The organism is Rhizobium laguerreae (assembly GCF_019778565.1).
In the GTDB taxonomy this organism is placed as follows: domain Bacteria; phylum Pseudomonadota; class Alphaproteobacteria; order Rhizobiales; family Rhizobiaceae; genus Rhizobium; species Rhizobium laguerreae.
Window position 1 is genome coordinate 337,741 of record NZ_JAAXQT010000001.1, and the last position, 18,466, is coordinate 356,206.

Annotated in this window: 18 protein-coding genes; 8 read left to right on the forward strand and 10 right to left on the reverse strand. The window is 60.4% G+C overall.

Features of this window, described 5'->3' with window-relative positions; all coding sequences use genetic code 11:
* The first annotated feature begins 135 nt into the window (after positions 1 to 135).
* Positions 136 to 1,992: an ABC transporter ATP-binding protein gene (locus HFO71_RS01615; RefSeq protein WP_077979252.1), complete on the forward strand. Its 1,857-nt coding sequence runs from the start codon at positions 136 to 138 to the stop codon at positions 1,990 to 1,992.
* A gap of 97 nt (positions 1,993 to 2,089) precedes the next feature.
* Here HFO71_RS01615 and HFO71_RS01620 read toward each other — a convergent pair whose 3' ends face one another.
* A complete protein-coding gene (locus HFO71_RS01620; RefSeq protein WP_025395472.1) occupies positions 2,090 to 2,320 on the reverse strand; it encodes a CopG family ribbon-helix-helix protein in 231 nt (76 codons plus the stop codon).
* Between the two features lie 162 nt (positions 2,321 to 2,482).
* Here HFO71_RS01620 and HFO71_RS01625 point away from each other — a divergent pair, with 162 nt between their 5' ends.
* Positions 2,483 to 4,396: an ABC transporter ATP-binding protein gene (locus tag HFO71_RS01625; protein WP_168257517.1), complete on the forward strand. Its 1,914-nt coding sequence runs from the start codon at positions 2,483 to 2,485 to the stop codon at positions 4,394 to 4,396.
* Here the strand turns inward: HFO71_RS01625 and HFO71_RS01630 are convergent.
* Entirely contained in the window at positions 4,352 to 5,284 is a 933-nt protein-coding gene (locus HFO71_RS01630; protein ID WP_077978911.1) for an endonuclease/exonuclease/phosphatase family protein, read from the reverse strand. The genes HFO71_RS01625 and HFO71_RS01630 overlap by 45 nt on opposite strands.
* Positions 5,285 to 5,568: 284 nt before the next feature.
* Here HFO71_RS01630 and petA point away from each other — a divergent pair, with 284 nt between their 5' ends.
* The 4 genes from petA to HFO71_RS01650 all read left to right on the forward strand — a co-directional run bounded on the left by petA (position 5,569) and on the right by HFO71_RS01650 (position 9,006).
* Positions 5,569 to 6,147, forward strand: coding sequence for a ubiquinol-cytochrome c reductase iron-sulfur subunit (petA, locus tag HFO71_RS01635; protein WP_026158794.1), 579 nt, complete (start codon positions 5,569 to 5,571; stop codon positions 6,145 to 6,147).
* A gap of 14 nt (positions 6,148 to 6,161) precedes the next feature.
* Complete coding sequence (locus tag HFO71_RS01640; protein ID WP_017961481.1) at positions 6,162 to 7,442, forward strand: cytochrome b; 1,281 nt, start codon at positions 6,162 to 6,164, stop codon at positions 7,440 to 7,442.
* A gap of 25 nt (positions 7,443 to 7,467) precedes the next feature.
* Positions 7,468 to 8,349, forward strand: coding sequence for a cytochrome c1 (locus tag HFO71_RS01645; protein WP_017961480.1), 882 nt, complete (start codon positions 7,468 to 7,470; stop codon positions 8,347 to 8,349).
* Positions 8,350 to 8,463: 114 nt separating this feature from the next.
* Positions 8,464 to 9,006: an adenine phosphoribosyltransferase gene (locus tag HFO71_RS01650; RefSeq protein ID WP_131639601.1), complete on the forward strand. Its 543-nt coding sequence runs from the start codon at positions 8,464 to 8,466 to the stop codon at positions 9,004 to 9,006.
* Positions 9,007 to 9,133: 127 nt separating this feature from the next.
* Here HFO71_RS01650 and HFO71_RS01655 read toward each other — a convergent pair whose 3' ends face one another.
* Both HFO71_RS01655 and HFO71_RS01660 read right to left on the reverse strand, forming a co-directional pair.
* Complete coding sequence (locus HFO71_RS01655) at positions 9,134 to 9,601, reverse strand: MaoC family dehydratase (protein WP_077978909.1); 468 nt, start codon at positions 9,599 to 9,601, stop codon at positions 9,134 to 9,136.
* Positions 9,598 to 10,089 carry a MaoC family dehydratase gene (locus HFO71_RS01660; protein WP_077978908.1) on the reverse strand — a complete coding sequence of 164 codons (492 nt, stop codon included), beginning with the start codon at positions 10,087 to 10,089 and terminating at the stop codon, positions 9,598 to 9,600. The genes HFO71_RS01655 and HFO71_RS01660 overlap by 4 nt, the downstream gene beginning before the upstream one ends.
* A gap of 81 nt (positions 10,090 to 10,170) precedes the next feature.
* On the opposite strand from HFO71_RS01660, the gene HFO71_RS01665 reads away from it, so the two are divergent.
* Positions 10,171 to 11,286 (forward strand): hypothetical protein, encoded by a 1,116-nt coding sequence (locus HFO71_RS01665; RefSeq protein WP_131639599.1) that lies wholly within the window; start codon positions 10,171 to 10,173, stop codon positions 11,284 to 11,286.
* A 72-nt stretch (positions 11,287 to 11,358) separates the two neighbouring features.
* Here HFO71_RS01665 and ychF read toward each other — a convergent pair whose 3' ends face one another.
* Complete coding sequence (ychF, locus tag HFO71_RS01670) at positions 11,359 to 12,462, reverse strand: redox-regulated ATPase YchF (protein ID WP_077978906.1); 1,104 nt, start codon at positions 12,460 to 12,462, stop codon at positions 11,359 to 11,361.
* Positions 12,463 to 12,804: 342 nt separating this feature from the next.
* Here ychF and clpS point away from each other — a divergent pair, with 342 nt between their 5' ends.
* The gene (clpS, locus tag HFO71_RS01675) at positions 12,805 to 13,116 is read left to right on the forward strand and encodes an ATP-dependent Clp protease adapter ClpS (RefSeq protein WP_026265368.1); all 312 of its coding nucleotides are present in this window, start codon (positions 12,805 to 12,807) and stop codon (positions 13,114 to 13,116) included.
* A gap of 31 nt (positions 13,117 to 13,147) precedes the next feature.
* On the opposite strand, the gene HFO71_RS01680 is transcribed toward clpS, so the two are convergent.
* The 5 genes from HFO71_RS01680 to HFO71_RS01700 form a co-directional block, all read right to left on the reverse strand.
* Complete coding sequence (locus tag HFO71_RS01680) at positions 13,148 to 13,609, reverse strand: GNAT family N-acetyltransferase (protein ID WP_077978905.1); 462 nt, start codon at positions 13,607 to 13,609, stop codon at positions 13,148 to 13,150.
* The gene (pth, locus tag HFO71_RS01685) at positions 13,606 to 14,337 is read right to left on the reverse strand and encodes an aminoacyl-tRNA hydrolase (protein ID WP_077978904.1); all 732 of its coding nucleotides are present in this window, start codon (positions 14,335 to 14,337) and stop codon (positions 13,606 to 13,608) included. The genes HFO71_RS01680 and pth overlap by 4 nt, the downstream gene beginning before the upstream one ends.
* 190 nt (positions 14,338 to 14,527) lie before the next feature.
* Complete coding sequence (locus tag HFO71_RS01690) at positions 14,528 to 15,241, reverse strand: substrate-binding periplasmic protein (protein WP_077978903.1); 714 nt, start codon at positions 15,239 to 15,241, stop codon at positions 14,528 to 14,530.
* 25 nt (positions 15,242 to 15,266) lie between these two features.
* Positions 15,267 to 17,618: an EAL domain-containing protein gene (locus tag HFO71_RS01695; protein ID WP_077978902.1), complete on the reverse strand. Its 2,352-nt coding sequence runs from the start codon at positions 17,616 to 17,618 to the stop codon at positions 15,267 to 15,269.
* Positions 17,619 to 17,802: 184 nt separating this feature from the next.
* A complete protein-coding gene (locus tag HFO71_RS01700) occupies positions 17,803 to 18,411 on the reverse strand; it encodes a 50S ribosomal protein L25/general stress protein Ctc (RefSeq protein WP_077978901.1) in 609 nt (202 codons plus the stop codon).
* Between the last annotated feature and the right edge of the window lie 55 nt (positions 18,412 to 18,466).

Here is an 18,466-nt window from a genome sequence, read left to right on the forward strand (position 1 = left end):
CTGAATTTCCTTTTTTGATCCATTGTGCGGCTGTCTCAGCCTCGCCCCTTGAACGTTCGGTTCCCATATGTGCTTGCATGGCGCTGGGATGGCGCGAAGCCGGGAGCCGGAACGCTGACGTTTCGGAGCAATTTCATGTTTGGCTGGTTCGAACAGCGACTCAATCCCTTTCCCAGCGAGGACCCTGTCGCCCCGCCGAAAGGTCTCTTTGCCTTTTGCTGGCATTACAGCAAGCCGGCTGCGCCCTGGCTCGGCCTGATGGCCGTGCTGACCGCGCTGATCGCTATCGGCGAAGTGGCGCTCTTCCAGTTCCTCGGCGATATCGTCGACTGGCTGACCAATGCCGACCGCGCCACATTCCTGGAGAGAGAAGGCCACAAGCTTTTCTGGATGGCGGCGCTGGTGCTGATCGGCCTGCCTGTGGTAGCCGGGCTCGATTCGCTCATCATGCATCAGATGATGCTCGGCAATTATCCGATGATCGCACGCTGGCAGATGCACCGCTTCCTGCTGCGCCACAGCATGTCGTTCTTTGCCAACGAGTTTGCCGGGCGTGTCGCCACCAAGGTGATGCAGACCTCGCTTGCCGTACGTGAAACGGTGATGAAGATCCTCGACGTCTTCGTCTATGTCGTCACCTACTTCCTGACGATGATCATCGTGATTGCGGCGTCGGACTGGCGGCTGATGATCCCGATCCTCGTCTGGCTCGCGGTCTATATCAGCATCGTCGCCTATTTCGTGCCGCGGCTTCGCAAGATCGCGGCGGCGCAGGCGGATGCGCGTTCGATGATGACGGGCCGCGTGGTCGACAGCTATACGAATATCGCGACGGTCAAGCTGTTTTCGCATGCGGGCCGCGAGGAGGTCTATGCCAAGGAGGGCATGGACGAGTTCCTGCAGACCGTGCACAAGCAGATGCGCAAGGTGACGCTCTTCCACATCAGCGTCTATGTGAACAACTGCGTTGCGCTCTTCGTCATCTCGGGCCTGTCGATCTGGTTCTGGCTGAACGGGGCGATCTCAGTCGGTGCCATCGCCATCGCGATCGGTCTTGCCATGCGCGTCAACGGCATGTCGCAATGGATCATGTGGGAAGTCTCGGCGCTGTTCGAGAATATCGGTACGGTCTATGACGGCATGGAGATGATGAGCAAACAGCACGATATCGTCGACAAGCCGGGCGCACCCACCCTGACGGCGAAGAAGGGCGCGATCCACTACGACCGCATCCGCTTCCACTACGGCAAGAGCAAGGGCGTCATCGACAACCTGTCGCTCGACATCAAGGCAGGCGAGAAGGTCGGTCTGGTCGGCCGTTCCGGTGCCGGCAAGACGACGCTGATGAACCTGCTGCTGCGCTTTTACGATCTGGAGACCGGCCGCATCACCATCGACGGGCAGGATATCGCCGGCGTCTCGCAGGAAAGCCTGCGTTCGCTGATCGGCGTGGTGACGCAGGACACCTCGCTGTTGCATCGCTCGATCCGCGACAACATCGCCTATGGTCGTCCCGAAGCAACGGACGACGAGGTGATCGAGGCCGCCAAACGCGCCAATGCCTGGGAGTTCATCGAAGGCCTCGTCGACATGCAGGGCCGCGCGGGGCTCGACGCGCAGGTCGGCGAACGCGGCGTCAAACTGTCAGGCGGCCAGCGGCAGCGCGTCGCGATCGCCCGCGTCTTCCTGAAGGACGCGCCGATCCTGGTGCTCGACGAGGCGACCTCGGCGCTCGATTCGGAAGTCGAGGCGGCGATCCAGGAAAACCTCTTCGCCTTGATGGAGGGCAAGACGGTGATCGCCATCGCCCACCGGCTTTCGACGCTGACGGAGATGGACCGGCTGATCGTGCTCGACAAGGGCCGGATCATCGAGGCCGGCTCGCACAGCGAACTGATCGAAGCAGGCGGTATCTATGCCGACCTCTGGAACCGCCAGTCAGGCGGCTTCCTCTCCGATCACGCCGACGAAGCGGAAGTGGCGGCGGAATAACATAAATGAGGCCCTCTCGGCGAAAGCGGAGAGGGCCTCTTGAATACTGAGGGTGGTTTCCAGCTGCTGGGGCTGAGCGCGTTTGCGTTCTATCCGCTCAAAGGCTGTCGGCCCAATCGATCACGCGGTGATGTTCGACGACGATCATGGTGTTGGCGGCTGCGATCGTGCGCAGTGCGACGAGACGACGCTGCTCTTCCTGGTCCAGCCAGGCGGTAATGGCCTCGGCGACGATCTCGTCGCGCGGCAACCCTAGGGCGAATGCCAGGGCATCCAGCCTTTCTGCAAGCGGAAGCGGAACATGCACATCGAGCATTTTCGTTTCCATGGAAGTGGTCTCCGGTAAAGCGCGATCGTAACGTGAGATTGTGACCGGTTCGGGGGCATTCAATGGGTATGCCGCCGATGTTACCATTAATTACCAAAATATAAGGTTTCGGTCGCTTTTCATTCCCTTTGCCGGTCCGGTTATTCCGCCTATATCGCTTCTATGTTCTTAAGCCCCATCCTCCGCCGGTTCGAAACCTGGATCGATCCGTTCCGCCCACGCGCCAATCTCCAGCCGCCTCGCTCGACGCTCGGATTCATCTGGTTCTATATCGGCCAGGCGAGGACGCCGTTCATCGCCATGCTTGTTCTCGGCGGCGCGTCGGCGGCGATCGAGGCAGCGCTCTTCTGGTTCGTCGGGCGGCTCGTCGATATCCTCGGCAGCATCACGCCGGGGGCCGGCTGGAGCGGCCTTCTGGCTGCCCATGGCGGTGAGCTGTTCGGCATGCTCGCCCTCATCGGGCTCGTGCGCTTCGTCATCGCCTTCCTGATCGCGCTCGTCGACCAGCAGGTGATCACGCCGGGCTTCTACAATCTCGCGCGCTGGCAATCCTATCTCCACGTCTCCAGGCAGTCATTGTCGTTTTTCCAGAGCGATTTTTCCGGACGCATCGTCACCAAGGTTTGGTCGGCCGGGCAGGCCACCGGCGATCTCGTCACCTCGCTGATGGAAAGCGTCTGGTTCGTCGGCATCTATGCCGTAACGACGCTCGTGCTCGTCGCCCGGTTGGACTTTTCCCTTGCCGCCGTCGTGCTGTTCTGGCTTGGCGCCTTCAGCCTGCTGGCGCGCCACTTTGTCCCGCGGATCCGCCATCATTCCCGCGAAACGGCGGAAGCCGGATCGATGCTAAACGGCAGGATGGTCGACTCCTACAGCAACATGCAGACGCTGAAGCTGTTTGCACGCGACGAGGAGAGCGACCGCTACATGCGGCAGGGCTTCGATATCTATCAGGATACGGTGCTGCGCTTCACGCGGTTCATCACCGGCGTCAGGGCCTCGATGGCGCTGCTTTCCGGCCTGATGATCGTGACGATGGCGGGCCTGAGCGTCGATCTCTGGCTGCGCGGCCTCATCAGCTCGGGTGCGGTGGCGTTTTCGCTGGCGCTGGTGCTCAGGCTGAATTTCCTGCTCGGACGGTTGATGACGCAATTCAACGGTATCATGCGCAACCTCGGCACCATCCAGAACGCCGCCGAGCTGATCTCCCAACCTCTGGGGCTCGTCGACCGGACCGATGCGAAGACCTTGGTGATCCGGCAGCCCGGCATCCGTTTCGACAATGTTTCCTTCCGCTACGGCAAGGGCCACCAGCCGGTCGTCGAGAATTTCTCGCTGACCATCCGCCCGGGCGAAAAGGTCGGGATCGTCGGCCGTTCGGGCGCCGGGAAATCGACCCTGATGAACCTGCTATTGCGCCTCTACGATATTCAGGACGGCCGCATTCTCGTCGACGGTCAGAATATATCAGCCGTGACGCAGGAATCCCTCAGGATGCAGATCGGCGTCGTCAGCCAGGACACCTCGCTGCTGCATCGTTCGGTGCGCGACAACATCCTGTTCGGACGGCCGGATGCCGGCGAGGAGGGGCTGGTCGAGGCGGCCAGGCGCGCCGAAGCCATCGAGTTCATCGAACGCCTGCAGGATCAGCAGGGCCGCAGAGGTTTGGATGCGCATGTCGGCGAACGCGGGGTCAAACTGTCCGGCGGGCAGCGGCAGCGTATCGCCATTGCCCGCGTCATGCTGAAGGACGCGCCGATCCTCGTTCTCGACGAAGCGACGTCGGCGCTCGATTCGGAAGTGGAGGAAGCGATCCAGTCCAATCTCCACCGGATCATGGAAGGCAAGACGGTGCTTGCGATCGCCCATCGGCTGTCGACGATCGCCGCGCTCGATCGGCTGATCGTCGTCGATCTCGGACGGATCATCGAGGAAGGCAGCCATGACGCACTGCTTCGCCACGGCGGGCTCTATGCCGAACTTTGGGCGCGCCAGTCCGGCGGCTTCCTTGCTACGGATGAGGATGCAGGCTCAAGGGTCGACGACGAATTCCGCCATGAGGCCAAAATGATTTGATCCGAAGCCGTTCTCGATGCGGCGGACCGATTTAAGCCGCAGCGGCGCGCGGGTAAAGATATGATCGATCGGGATACCGAAGGCGCCGGCGCGGATCGGCCATGTCGCGGGCTCCAGCGATGCCGTGCCCAAGCCTTGAGTGCGCATGAGATACTGCATGTCGGGCGCGAGAATCGACGTATTGAAATCACCGGCCAGAACGAGCGGTCCCGAAAGGGTAGGGATGACCTCCGCGAGATCCCAGACTTCCAGGCCGTGGAACTCGTCGTAATAAGGTTTGGTCAGGTGCGCGGCGAGGAAATTGACCTTCTGGCCATCGAAATCGATCGTCGAGATCGTCAACCGGTTGCGCCAGAGCAGGCCGAGATTGCGGATGCGGGGTTCGATCAGCGGACGCTTCGACAGCACCAGCGTATCGCATTGCTCCATGCCGATGCCGCAGCCGATATAATAGGGATAGGTCTTCAACAACCGCGGCAGTTCCGACAGCAGCGGTTCGGCCTCCAGGATGTTGACGACGTCGGCGCCTGAGGCGATGACCATGTCGGCGATGTGAGGGCCGTTTGCGAAATTATCGTTCTCGATGTTGAAGGACATCAGCCTGAAGAGGGCCGGGCGGCTCTCTTCGACTGAGGGTTCGACGAATTCGCGCATCATCGCAATGCCATGGACTGCAAGGACCGCCGATACCGCGAGCGTCAGCAGGCCATACCAGTGTCGCTTGACGAGAAGGGCTGCGACCGAAGCCACCGCGCCGGCAACCGCCAGATGGACCTGGAAGCTGTAAAAAAAGGACAGCAGATAAAAATCGGTGACGTATCGCAGGGAGATGATGGCGAGAACAAGCGTCGTAAGGACGCTGAATACGCAAAAAATCGTGTCTCTCATCCGCTCCGGTCCGGCTCGCTGGCGTGGCTTGGACTGCGCCTATCACGAGGGCATTTTTGTTGCAATGCAACATAACGGCAAGCGCGTGTTTGCCTTAAAAAATTCATCCGAAATTTCCCGCGACATTGTGCCCTCATCCCCTTGCCAAGGCTGGACATAATTTGCGATCAAGCATAGAACGCGCCGGATTGCTGGGGAATCTATGGCCGAATTGTGTCTAGAGAGATTCGCCGGTATCGGGGGCAGGGCGGAATTCCGCGAAAATTGCGCAGAGGATGTTAGCCGTGAGCGAACACGAAACGACAAGCGAGGGCACGGGCGAACCCACTCGCCGTGATTTCCTTTATCTCACCACTGGTATGGCGGGCGCCGTTGGCGCCGTCGCGGTCGCTTGGCCGTTCATCGATCAGATGCGTCCTGACGCTTCGACGCTCGCTCTCGCCTCGATCGAAGTTGACGTTGCCAGCCTGGAACCCGGCATGTCGCTGACGGTCAAATGGCGCGGCAAGCCGATCTTCATCCGCAATCGCACCCCGGAAGAAGTGACGGCCGCAGCCGATGTTCCGCTGTCGGATCTCAAGGACCCGATTGCGCGCAATGCAAACCTTCCCGCCGACGCTCAGGCAACGGGTGTTGACCGTTCGGGCGGCAAGGACAAGGAAAACTGGATCGTCATGATCGGCACCTGCACGCATCTCGGCTGCGTACCGCTCGGCCAGGCCGGCGAATACAATGGTTGGTTCTGTCCCTGCCATGGCTCGGTCTACGACACGGCCGGCCGCATTCGCAAAGGTCCTGCGTCCGAGAACCTGGCGATCCCGACCTTTTCATTTGTGTCCGATACCAAAATCAAGATCGGTTGAGGGGAGACTGATATATGAGTGGCCATTCCAGCTACGAGCCATCAACCGGCCTCGAGAAATGGGTCGATGCGCGCCTTCCGCTGCCGCGCATGGTCTATGATAGTTTCGTCGCCTATCCGGTTCCGCGTAACCTGAACTATGCCTATACTTTTGGCGCAATGCTCTCCGTCATGCTGATCCTGCAGATATTGACTGGTGTGGTTCTCGCCATGCACTATGCCGCCGAGACGACGATTGCCTTCAACTCCGTTGAAAAGATCATGCGCGACGTCAATCATGGCTGGCTGCTGCGCTACATGCATGCCAACGGCGCGTCTTTCTTCTTCGTCGCGGTCTACCTGCACATTGCCCGCGGCCTCTACTACGGCTCCTACAAGGCGCCGCGAGAAATTCTCTGGATTCTCGGCGTGGTCATTTATCTCCTGATGATGGCGACCGGCTTCATGGGTTACGTTTTGCCCTGGGGCCAGATGTCCTTCTGGGGTGCGACCGTCATCACCGGCTTCTTCTCGGCCTTTCCCCTGATTGGCGAATGGTTGCAGCAGTTCCTACTCGGCGGCTTTGCCGTCGAACAGCCGACGCTGAACCGCTTCTTCTCGCTGCATTACCTGCTGCCCTTCATGATCGCCGGCGTCGTCGTCCTGCACATCTGGGCGCTGCATGTCGTCGGCCAGACGAACCCGACGGGCGTCGAGGTTAAGACGAAGACGGACACAGTGCGTTTCACGCCCTATGCGACGATGAAGGATGCTCTCGGTGTATCGGTCTTCCTGCTGGTCTATGCCTATTTCGTCTTCTACATGCCGAACTTCCTCGGCCATGCCGACAACTACATCCCGGCCGACCCGTTGAAGACGCCGGCCCACATCGTTCCGGAATGGTACTTCCTGCCGTTCTACGCGATGTTGCGTTCGATCACCTTCAACGTCGGCCCGATCGATTCCAAGCTCGGGGGCGTGCTGGTGATGTTCGGTGCGATCATCGTGCTGTTCTTCCTGCCCTGGCTCGACACTTCCAAGGTTCGCTCCGCGGTCTATCGTCCCTGGTACAAGGTGTTCTACTGGCTGTTCGTGATCAACGCGATCATCCTCGGCTGGCTCGGATCGCAGCCGGCGGAAGGTGACTTCGTCTGGATCTCTCAGGTCTGCACGCTCCTCTACTTCGCATTCTTCCTGGTTGCCATGCCGGTGCTCGGCCTCCTCGAGACACCGCGCCGCATCCCGAACTCGATCACCGAAGCGGTGCTCGAGAAGCGCAACAAGACAGCTGCCGCCAGTGCAGCGGCCAATGCGTAAGCGCGCGACGGAAGGGAACAGAAACATGAAAACGCTTGTTGCAAGCATTCTCTCGCTCGCTGTCGTTGCCGGTCTCAGCGGCGCGGCTCTGGCCGAGGAGGCGCCCGCCAACGGTGCGGCTCCGGCCCATCACGCGGAAGGTGAGACGCCGCATTATCCGCTGAAGCATCCGAAGGAGGAGGAATGGTCTTTCGCCGGTCCGTTCGGCCATTACGACAAGGGCCAGCTCCAGCGCGGCCTCAAGGTCTACACGGAAGTCTGTGCAGCCTGTCATTCGATGAAGCTCGTGCCTTTCCGCACGCTCCACGAGCTCGGCTATTCCGAGGCGCAGGTGAAGGCCTTCGCCGCGAACTACGAGGTCCAGGATGGTCCCGACGCCAGCGGCGAGATGTTTACCCGCAAGGCGGTTCCTTCCGATTATTTCCCGTCGCCTTTCCCCAATGCTGAAGCCGCGGCTGCTTCCAACAATGGCGCGGCTCCGCCCGATTTTTCGCTGATTGCCAAGGCCCGCTCAGTCGAGCGCGGCTTTCCGCAGTTCGTTTTCGACATTTTCACGCAATATCAGGAAAGCGGCCCGGACTATATCCACGCACTGCTGACCGGCTATGAAGAGCCGCCGGCCGGTTTCCAGGTGCCGCAGGGGGGGCATTATAACCCTTACTTCAATGCTGCCGCCGTCCTTGCCATGCCAAAGCCGCTCTCTGACGGCCAGGTGACCTATGACGACGGCGCGCCGGCGACAGTCGACCAGTATTCGAAGGACGTCACCGCCTTCCTGATGTGGGCAGCGGAGCCGCATCTCGAGGAGCGCAAGCGCACGGGCTTCATGGTCATGATCTTCCTGGCGATCTTCACGGTGCTGATCTACCTGACGAAGCGCTCGATCTACGCTAATAAGGAACATTGAGCGGTTCCCGCCGGATTTCGAAAGGCGGCCTACGGGCCGCCTTTTTTGTTGGTTCCGCCCCTGGCAATTGCTAGGGTGCGGCCAGTTTCATGCGTTCGCAGATATGGATTTTCCATGAACAATACGACTTCGGAGCTCGCAGCCAGCATCCGCTCCATTCCTGACTATCCCAAGCCCGGCATAATCTTCCGCGACATTACAACGTTGCTCGGCAACCCTCGGGCTTTCCGCCGGACGGTCGACGAACTCGTGCAGCCCTATGCCGGCACGAAGATCGACAAGATCGCCGGCATGGAGGCGCGGGGCTTCATCCTCGGCGGCGCGGTGGCGCACCAGCTTTCCTCAGGCTTCGTACCGATCCGCAAGAAGGGCAAGCTGCCGCACGAGACCGTGCGCATCGCCTACAGCCTGGAATATGGCGTCGACGAGATGGAGATGCATCGCGATGCTGTCCAGCCCGGCGAGAAGGTGATCCTGGTCGACGACCTGATCGCCACCGGCGGTACCGCGGTCGGCGCGACGAAGCTATTACGCCAGATCGGTGCGGAAGTGGTCGGCGCCTGTTTCGTCATCGACCTGCCGGATCTTGGCGGCCGCAGGAAGCTGGAAGAGCTCGGCGTCGTCGTGCATACGCTGGTCGAATTCTCCGGCCACTGAGCCCTAGAGCGGTTCAGCCTTTAACGGAAGCGCAGGACCGCTCTAGGCTTTTGCTTTTTACGCAATTCCGGACGGAAAACCGCTTCGCACTTTTCCTGGAATTGCTCCAGTCCTCCTGCCTGCGGCGTCAGTCGAATTCGAGCACGCTGCTTTCGAAGCGGATGACGGCATCTCCGTTTTGATTGACGCCCTCGCAGAGGATGGTGTTGAGGTGCCATCCCGGCCGCGACGCGAGCGCTCGGCTGGAGAGGAAGGCGACGGAATAGGTCACGACGTCGCCTGCGAAGACCGGCCGCAGCCATTGCAGTTTCTGGAAACCGGGTGAGGGGCCGAGGTTCGGCGACGCCAGGCCGTTTTGCGCGAGTGCGGCGCTCTGTCTTTCCCAAAAGGCAAGGAAGGTTCGCATCCAGGCGGCGGTGGTGTGCCAGCCCGAGGCGCAGAGACCGCCGAAGAGGGTGTCCTTGGCGACTTCCTTATCGACGTGGAAACGCTGTGGGTCAAAGCGTGTCGCGAAACGTATGACGTTTTCCTCGGTAAAAGTATAGCTGCCGATCTCGGCCTTCTCGCCAACCGCGTAAAGCTCGGACATCCTCATGCTGATGTCTCCGGGTTTATGCCGATATCGGCTGGCCGGGCGCGCATGCCGAACATGACCGAATTCTCCGAGACGCAGACGAGTTCGCCGCGCTGGTTTTCCACCTCGTGGCGAAACTTGACGATGCCGATGCCGGGGCGCGATCGCATCGGCCGGGCTTCAAGCACGATCGAGTGGCCGGACAGCGTGTCGCCGGCAAGCACCGGCTTTCGCCATTCCATCAGATCGACGCCGGGCGCACCCTCGCAGAGCGAATGCAGCACATAACTGTCGGCCATCATGCGCATGAACATCGAAGAGGTATGCCAGCCGGAGGCGGCAAGGCCGCCGAGAATGCTGGCGCGGCCGGCAGCCTCATCGAGATGCATCGGTTGCGGGTCGAATTCGCTTGCGAACTCAATGATTTCCTCGGTGGTCACCGGCTTCGGGCCAAGCGCGAAGCGGCGGCCGGGCTGGAAATCCTCGAAGGAAAGCTTTTCTGCCGACATTCGCTCCTCCCGCCATATGCAGCGCACAATGCTTACAATAGCATCCGCGCGGGCTCAATGATTCCGGGGAGATAAACCGGCATGACTGAACTAAGGTCGATACTCGACGAGGCCGTGCGCCAGGAGCTGATTTCGCCGGAGGCGGGCGGGCGTCTTCTGCCGTTCCTGACAGAGCGCGGGGTCGCCGTCATCGAGGGTGGGGTCGCTGAGGCACAGCCGGCAATGGAAGCGGAGGGGCAGGCCTCCTGGTCGGATACCGAGACGCCGCGCTTCGTGCGCGGCTTCCACGACGTGCTGATCACCATTGGCGTCGTGGTGGCGCTCGGCGGCCTCTGGGGGCTTGCCGCACTTTATGCCGTGCTGCCTGCGATCATCGTGCTTTCGGAAATCCTGGTGCGCCGCCAGCGGCTCGCTTTGCCGGCCGTCAGCCTGACGATTGCGCTGCTCTGCTGGACATTCCTGCTGATGTCCTTCTTCTTCAAGCCGGGAACATCAGTCTTCAATGATATCGGGGCGGAGGCGACGCAGTTCGTCGCCGGCTTCCCGATCATTCTCGGCCTCTATTATGCCCGGTACCGCGTGCCGCTGTCGCTGGCGCTCTGCATCACCTCGGCCCTTGCGCTGGTGCTCACCCTGCTATTGCGCCTCATGCAATGGGCGAGCGGCGATCCGCAATTCTTTGCAACCCATCCCCTGCTGCTGGCGGTGGTCTTCCTCGTTTGCGCGATCGGGCTGTTTGCAACGGCGCTCTATTTCGACCTCGGCGACCGGTTGCGCCGGACGACACGCTCCGATATCGCCTTCTGGCTTCACCTCGGCGCGGCACCGGCTCTGCTCTTCAGCGTAAGGCTGCTGATGTCGTTCGACGGCAATTTGCTCGATGTTGCCCAGGCGGTGTCGATCAAGACGCCGATCATCGTTATCAGCGTGGTGGTGTTGATACTGATCGGCCTTGTCATCGATCGGCGCGCCTTCGTCACGTCAGGCCTGCTGTCGCTCGGTTTTGCGATCTACGGCATTTTCCGGCAGGGGAGTGCGACGGTTGACACCTATATCTTCACGACGCTGATCGTCGTCGGAGCGATCGTGCTCATCATCGGTACCGGCTGGATGCCGCTGCGCCGCATTGTGCTGCGGGCGCTGCCTGCCGCCATTTCGCAAAGACTGCCGCCGGCCGTCTTAGGAGCAACCCCGTAAATCTTACGATTTCGCCCAAACCGCTGAGCGATTTGGGCGAAATGAATTGATCGGGATAGCGGCAATTTCCGTTCAGGTGTTGAAGCGGAAGTGGATGACGTCGCCGTCCTGGACGACGTATTCCTTGCCTTCGTCGCGCGCCTTGCCGGCATCCTTGGCGCCGACTTCGCCGTTGTATTTGATGTAGTCCTCATAGGCGATGGTGTTGGCGCGGATGAAGCCGCGCTCGAAATCCGAATGGATGACGCCGGCGGCCTGTGGCGCCTTGGTGCCGCGTTCGATCGTCCAGGCGCGCGTTTCCTTCGGGCCGACGGTAAAATAGGTAATGAGGTGGAGCAGCTTGTAGCCGGCGCGGATCAGCCGGTCGAGGCCTGCCTCGTCAAGGTCGAGGGCGGAGAGGAATTCCTTGGCTTCCTCCTCAGGAAGCTGGGCGACCTCAGACTCGATCGCCGCCGAGATGACGACGGTTTCGGCACCCTGTTCCTTCGCCATGACGGCAACGGTTTCGGTGAATTCATTGCCGGTCGAGGCATCGCCTTCGGCGACGTTGCAGACGTAGAGCACCGGATGCGAGGTCAGAAGGTTGAGGCTCTTGAGGATGACGATTTCTTCCGCATCGAGCGTCGACAGCAGCGCGCGCACCGGCTTGCCTTCGTTGAGCAGCTTCAGCGAGGCTTCCATGATCGGCAGCATCGCCACCGAATCCTTGTCCTTGCCGGTGGCGCGCTTGCGTGTCTGCTCGGTGCGGCGCTCCAGGCTTTCGAGGTCGGCAAGCATCAGCTCGGTCTCGATCGTCTCGGCATCGGCGACCGGGTTGATGCGGCCCTCGACATGAGTGATGTCGCTGTCTTCGAAGCAGCGGAGTACATGGACGATGGCATCGACCTCGCGGATATTGGCGAGGAACTGGTTGCCGAGGCCTTCACCCTTCGAGGCGCCGCGCACCAGGCCGGCGATATCGACGAAGGAGATGCGGGTCGGGATCAGTTCCTTCGATTTGGCGATGTCGGCAAGCTTGCGCATGCGCGGATCGGGAACGGCGACTTCGCCGGTGTTCGGCTCGATGGTGCAGAAGGGGTAGTTCGCCGCCTGTGCCGCCGCCGTCTTGGTGAGGGCGTTGAAGAGGGTCGATTTGCCGACATTCGGCAGCCCGACGATACCGCATTTGAAGCCCATGGCTAAAACCTGCTGTTCTTGAATTCCTTGCTGGTGCCTATGGGATAAAGGAGCAATATGGTCAAGTCTTAGAGAGCTTTTAGTGTCGCTCACTTGCCGATGGATCGGTGCTGGCCTATTCTTGAAAGCGACGGAGATTTCGACGTATTGCGGATTTCACCAGAATGCCGGTCGCGGCTCGTATAGACGCAGTTGGCCTTCTCGGTGTCGAAGCCGGCGACAAGCCCTTGCCCGTTTGAGGTCGGGGGCTCCACCGGCTAACTGTCAAAAACTCGTCATCGACAATGATTAGATGGTTTTGAAGATTCCTGACCCCATGTCATCAACGGGTGGGTTTTTCCGATGAGTGACAATGACATTGCCCTGAAACCGAAGACCAAAGTGAAGCTCAAGCTGGACAAGCCGAAGCTCTACAAGGTCATTCTCGTCAATGACGATTATACGCCGCGCGAACTGGTGATCATGATCCTGAAGGCCGTCTTCCGCATGAGCGAGGAGACCGGCTATCGGGTGATGATGACGGCGCACAAGCTCGGTTCCTGCGTGGTCGTGGTCTGCGTCAGGGACATCGCCGAGACCAAGGCCAAGGAAGGCATCGACCTTGCCAAGGGCATGGGCTTTCCGCTGATGTTCACCACCGAACCGGAGGAATAGGCGCTTTCCGAGGGCCGCCTCGAATAAGGAGTCAGGGCCGGCGGATCTGATAGCCGGTCTTTACCTGCACGAAACCGCAATTCTCATAGAAGCGCAACGTTGCCGGATTCTTGGAGCCGGTAAGCAGCATCACCTTGTAGCATCCGTCGTTCCAGGCCTCGGCGACCGCGTGGCCGATGACGGTGCGGGCATAACCGCGCTTGCGATGATCGGCATGGGTGACGACGTTTTCGATGAGCGCATAGGGCGCGCCGTTTCGTGTCAGGTTCGGCACGACGACGCTTGTGACGGTGGCGACGGCGACCTCACCCGCAAAACCGATGAAGACGGTCATGCCTGGCTGGGCCAGGATGGCGGAAAAGCGTTCTTCGGCAATGGCCTCGTCAAGAACCGGATCGGTGGGGCTCAGGTGACGGTAAAGCGTCATGAGACCGGCGAGATCGCCGCGGGCAGCCGGGCGGATGATGACGTCTTGATCCGGCATCGGTCTCAATCGCCCTTTTTGCCGAACATCTTTTTCAGCATGTCGGCCATCGGGCCGGTGGCCGGCAACTTCGGCTGATTGTGGTTGCGGGCCTGACGGATATGCGACTGGCCGGCCGGCTTCTTCTCGACATCCTTCTTTTCTTTCGCCGGTTTCTCCTCCTCGGCCTTTCCGCCGAGCGCCAGCGCGATCTTGTTCATCAGCTGCGAATCTTCGTTTCGCACCAGCATGTCGGCATTGTCGGCGAGCGTGTCGAGAAGCGGCTCCAGCCAGGCCTTGTCGGCCTTGGCGAAATCGCCGAGCACATGGTTCTGCACCATTTCCTTGATGCCGGGATGGCCGATACCGAGGCGTAGCCGCCGGTATTCCCTGCCGCAATGGGCGTCGAGCGACCTGATGCCGTTGTGGCCGTTGTGGCCGCCGCCGGTCTTCAGCCGCGCCTTGCCCTGGGGAAGGTCGAGTTCGTCGTAGATGGCCACGAGATCGGCCGGCTGGAGCTTGTAGAAACGCATCGCTTCGCCGACGGACTCGCCGGAAAGGTTCATGAAGGTCTGCGGCTTCATCAGCAGCACTTTCTCGCCGCCGACCTCGCCCTCGGCGATCTCGGCCCTGAACTTCTTCGACCAGGGCGAAAAGCCGTGGCGCCGATGGATGGCGTCGACGGCCATGAAGCCGATATTGTGGCGGTTGCCGGCGTATTTGCTGCCGGGATTGCCGAGACCCGCGATGATCAGCATGGCCTGTCTTTCCTCGCTAAAGCATGTCGCGCAAAGTGTGCAGCGGTTTTGCGACAATCACATGCGTAAAAACAAAGACCTAAAGCGCGAGGAGCAAATCTGAAAGATCGCGACGCGCTTTAGAACTTCCCGCCGTTCACCACCGCGAAATGAAAGCAAAGTCAAGCGGAAAGGGCAGCTGTCTCCGGAGTCATTCCGACAGGTTCATGCCGTATTTCAGGAAGATCTGCTTCTGGTCGCCATCGGCGATCAGCTTGTCGAGAGCAGCCTGCATGCTGGCGAGCAGATCGTCCGGAAAGTTCTTCTCACAGGCGATGCCCATTGGCTGGGCGGAGAGCACGGTCACCAATTCCACCGGCTGGTCGGCCTTCAGTTTTTCGAAATAGAGTTCGGAGATCGGCATCATGTCGATGCGCCCGCCAAGCAGTTTGCGCAGCGTCGCATTGAAGTCGCTGGCGACATCGAGCTTGGTGAAGCCCTTCTCCTTCAGGATCGTCTCGGTGTAATCCTCGCGCTGGGTACCGATCGTATATTTCTTCGCTTCGTCCAGATTGCCGGCGGTGACGCCCGAGCCCTTTCGCGTGATCAGGATATTGCGGTCGATGAGCAGCGGTTCGACCCATTTGAACAATGGATCGCGCGTGCTGTTGTGGGCAGTCGCGAAGACGCAGGTCATCGGCGCCGTGCGAGCAAGGCCATAGGCGCGCGCCCAGGGCATGACCTCGATCGTGTAGTCGACGCCGATCGCGGCCATCACCTTTTCGACCTGCTCGACGGTGGCGCCCTTGATCTCCTTGCCTTCGCGATAGTTGAAGGGTGCATAGTCCTCGGTCGTGAACGTCACCGTTTGCGCATGGGCGGTGCAGGGCAGCGCCAGGCATGCGAGAAGCAGGAGCTTTTTCATCCGTATCATCTCCTTGGTTCTTCGTTCACGAGGCGCGTGCGATGGCCGATTGCGAGGCCGTCAGTTCCTCGATCAGCGTGGTGGCGTGCTGCGGACGATGGAAGAGATAGCCCTGGCCATAGTCAAGCCCCATCTGATGGAGCGTGCGGCATTCCTCTTCGGTCTCGATACCCTCGGCAATGACGGTGCAGTTCATCTTGTGGGAAAGTGTGGTGATGCCCTCGATCAGCATGCGGCTCTTCTGGCGCACGTCGTCGTCGCCGTCGTTGATCGCGCGGGTGAAGGACTGGTCGATCTTGATGATGTCGACAGGGAAGCGGTTGAGGTAGCTCAGCGACGAATAGCCCGTGCCGAAATCGTCAAGCGCGATGCGGCAGCCGAAGCGACGAAGTTCCGTGACGATCAAGCGGATCTGTGGGTTGTCGTGCATCAGCACGGCTTCGGTGATCTCGACGACGATGCGCTCGGGACGGATGCCGTGGCGACCGACGATGGCGGCAAGACGGGCCGGCAGCGCCGGCTCGAACTGCAACGGCGAGAAGTTGATGGCGAGATAGGTATCCTGCATGCCTGGTATGCGGGAAATCTTGGCGAGGTTGGCGACCGCCTTTTCCATGATGACGTTGCCGACGCGGACGATCTTTGCCGTTTCCTCGGCGACGCTGATGATCTCGGCCGGAGGCATCAAGCCTTTCTGCGGATGGTTGAGGCGCATCAGCGCCTCGAAACCTGATATGCCGCGGCCGTTCAGGGTGACGATCGGTTGCAGGAAGGCTTCGAACCAGTTGTCGATGAGGCCGGCTTCGATATTGGCCTCGATTTCGGCCCGGCTGCGGGCACGGTCGAGCATGGCATTGTCGAAGAGCTGCGCGCCGTTCTTGCCGTCGCGTTTCTTGGCATACATCGCCATGTCGGATTTTTGCAGCAGCTCGGCCGCGGTTGCAGCATGATGCGGATAGATGGCGATGCCGACGGAAGCGCTCAGATGCATGTCGGGGGCGAATGGCGTTTCGAAGATCGAGGCGATCTGCTCGCACATCACCTTGGCGCGGGTTTCGGCGTCCTTGGCCGGCAGCAGGATGGCAAATTCGTCGCCGCCGAGACGGGCCGCCTCGTCGGAGGGGGCAAGATGGATCTTCAGGCGCTCGACGAGCTCGACCAGCGCCGTGTCACCGGCGGCATGGCCCATATTGTCGTTGATCCACTTGAAACGGTCGAGATCGACGAAGAGACAGGCGAGTTCCTGGCCGGCGGCATCGGCGGCGGCGATCTTGTTGTCGAGGACGGCTTCGAAGCCCTGGCGGTTGAGAAGCCCGGTCAGGTGATCGGTGATTGCCTGGCGGTGGTTGCGGTCCTCGGAGGCCTTGAGTTCGGTCACATCGGTCATGACCGATAGCGAGAGGCGGTCCTGAGCGCCAGCTCCCGCCTCCGATTCCATGATGAGGACGTCCATGGTGCGGCCATCCAGGCAAACGAACTTGACGGTGACGGTCATGCCGCTTTCGGCTTGGCGGCGCTTGACGAATTTGTCGCGGGTCGCGGGAGTGACGAGATTGGCGAAGTTGCGGCCGATGACGGCGGCGCGGTTATAACCTGTGGCGAGCAGCCAATAATCGCTGACGGCGGTGATGCGGTCTTCCTCATCGAGCGAGAAGAGCATGGCGGGGGTCAGATTGTAGATATCGGTGGCGCGGCGGTGGGCGAGCTTCAGCTCCTTTTCCTCGCTTTCGAGCTTGGTCTGCATCTCGTTGAAGCTATGGGCGAGCCGTCCCATCTCGTCGTTCGACTGCCAGTCGACATGATGGCGGGAGCCCAACTGGCGGGTGGCCTCGATTGCCGCCGTCAGCCGCATCAGCGGCTGGATGACGAAGAAGCGGTTGCCGATCAGCGCTGTGCCGAAAACGGTCAGCACCGCGAAGATGAAGATCGAGATGAAGACGACCTCTTCCTGCTTCAGGCCGGAAAACAGGCCGAGCGCAGGATAATAGACGCTGATGCTACCGAGATTCTTCGGACCGTCGATGGTGTTATAGATGATGGCGCGCGACACCTGCACCAGCTTGCCGTCGAAGGAGCGCGGAATGGTGGATTGGCTGACGTCGAGCTGGCCCGACTGGTCACGCACTTCGACCTTGACGATGGCGCCCTGGGAAACGACCGTCGCGCTGATCTGGGTGACGCTGTCCTCATCAAGATCCCATAAGGGTTTGGCCAGCGCCTGGGCATTGGCGACAAGAAGAACGGAGATATGGTCGCGTATTTCCTTGTCGGCCCGTTCCGAGGAAAGAAAAAGGAAGAGAACAAAGAGGGGAGCGACAAAAACAAGCAGCGCTCCGCAAACTATCGCAAAAAATCTGTTCTCAACGGAATTGTTCATGGTTCCGTCTACTCCCCGGGCCGGCCGTATTTGCTGTCGCGCGTTGAGGCAGGCTTCTTCGCAGCTGACGGAGCATGCTTTCACGAATTTGTTAAATGTTGCTGAAACGGGGCGTTTCCGGGCAATGAAAAGCCCGCTTTCCAGGGGAAAGCGGGCCATATGCTTTACAAATTGGTCGAAGCGATCAGGCTTCGGCTTCGCCTTCCGCGGCGCTCTCGTCGATGCCGGCAGCCGGAGCGATAATCGTCGCGATCGTGAAGTCGCGGTCGATGACCGGGGTGACGCCCTTCGGCAAGGTGACTTCCGCGATATGGATGCTGTCGCCGATCTTCTTGCCGCTGAGGTCAATGTTGAAGAACTCAGGGATCGCATCGGCCGGGCAATGAACTTCGACTTCATGGCGAACGATGTTCAGAACGCCGCCGACTTTGAGGCCCGGGGATTTCTCTTCGTTGATGAAGTGAACGGGGATTTCGACGGTCACCTGGGTGTTGCCGGAGACGCGCAGGAAATCGACATGCATGGTGAAGTCACGGACCGGATCGAGCTGGTAGTCCTTCGGCAGAACCTTGTGCTTCTTGCCGTCGACGTCGATCGTCGCCACGGTGGTCATGAAACTACCGGCGTGAATGCGCTTCGTCACCTCATTGGTGTTGAGAGCGATGGAAATGGGGGCCTGCTTGTCACCATAGATGACAGCGGGAATCAAACCGTTGCGGCGAAGTTCACGGGCGGACCCCTTACCAACCCGTTCGCGCGCCTCGGCCTTGAGCTCGTAAGTTTCCTGGCTCATGGCTATTCCTTTCGAGGTTATTTGGAGAGTTCGGCGGCGGGCAAAAGCCTTGTTC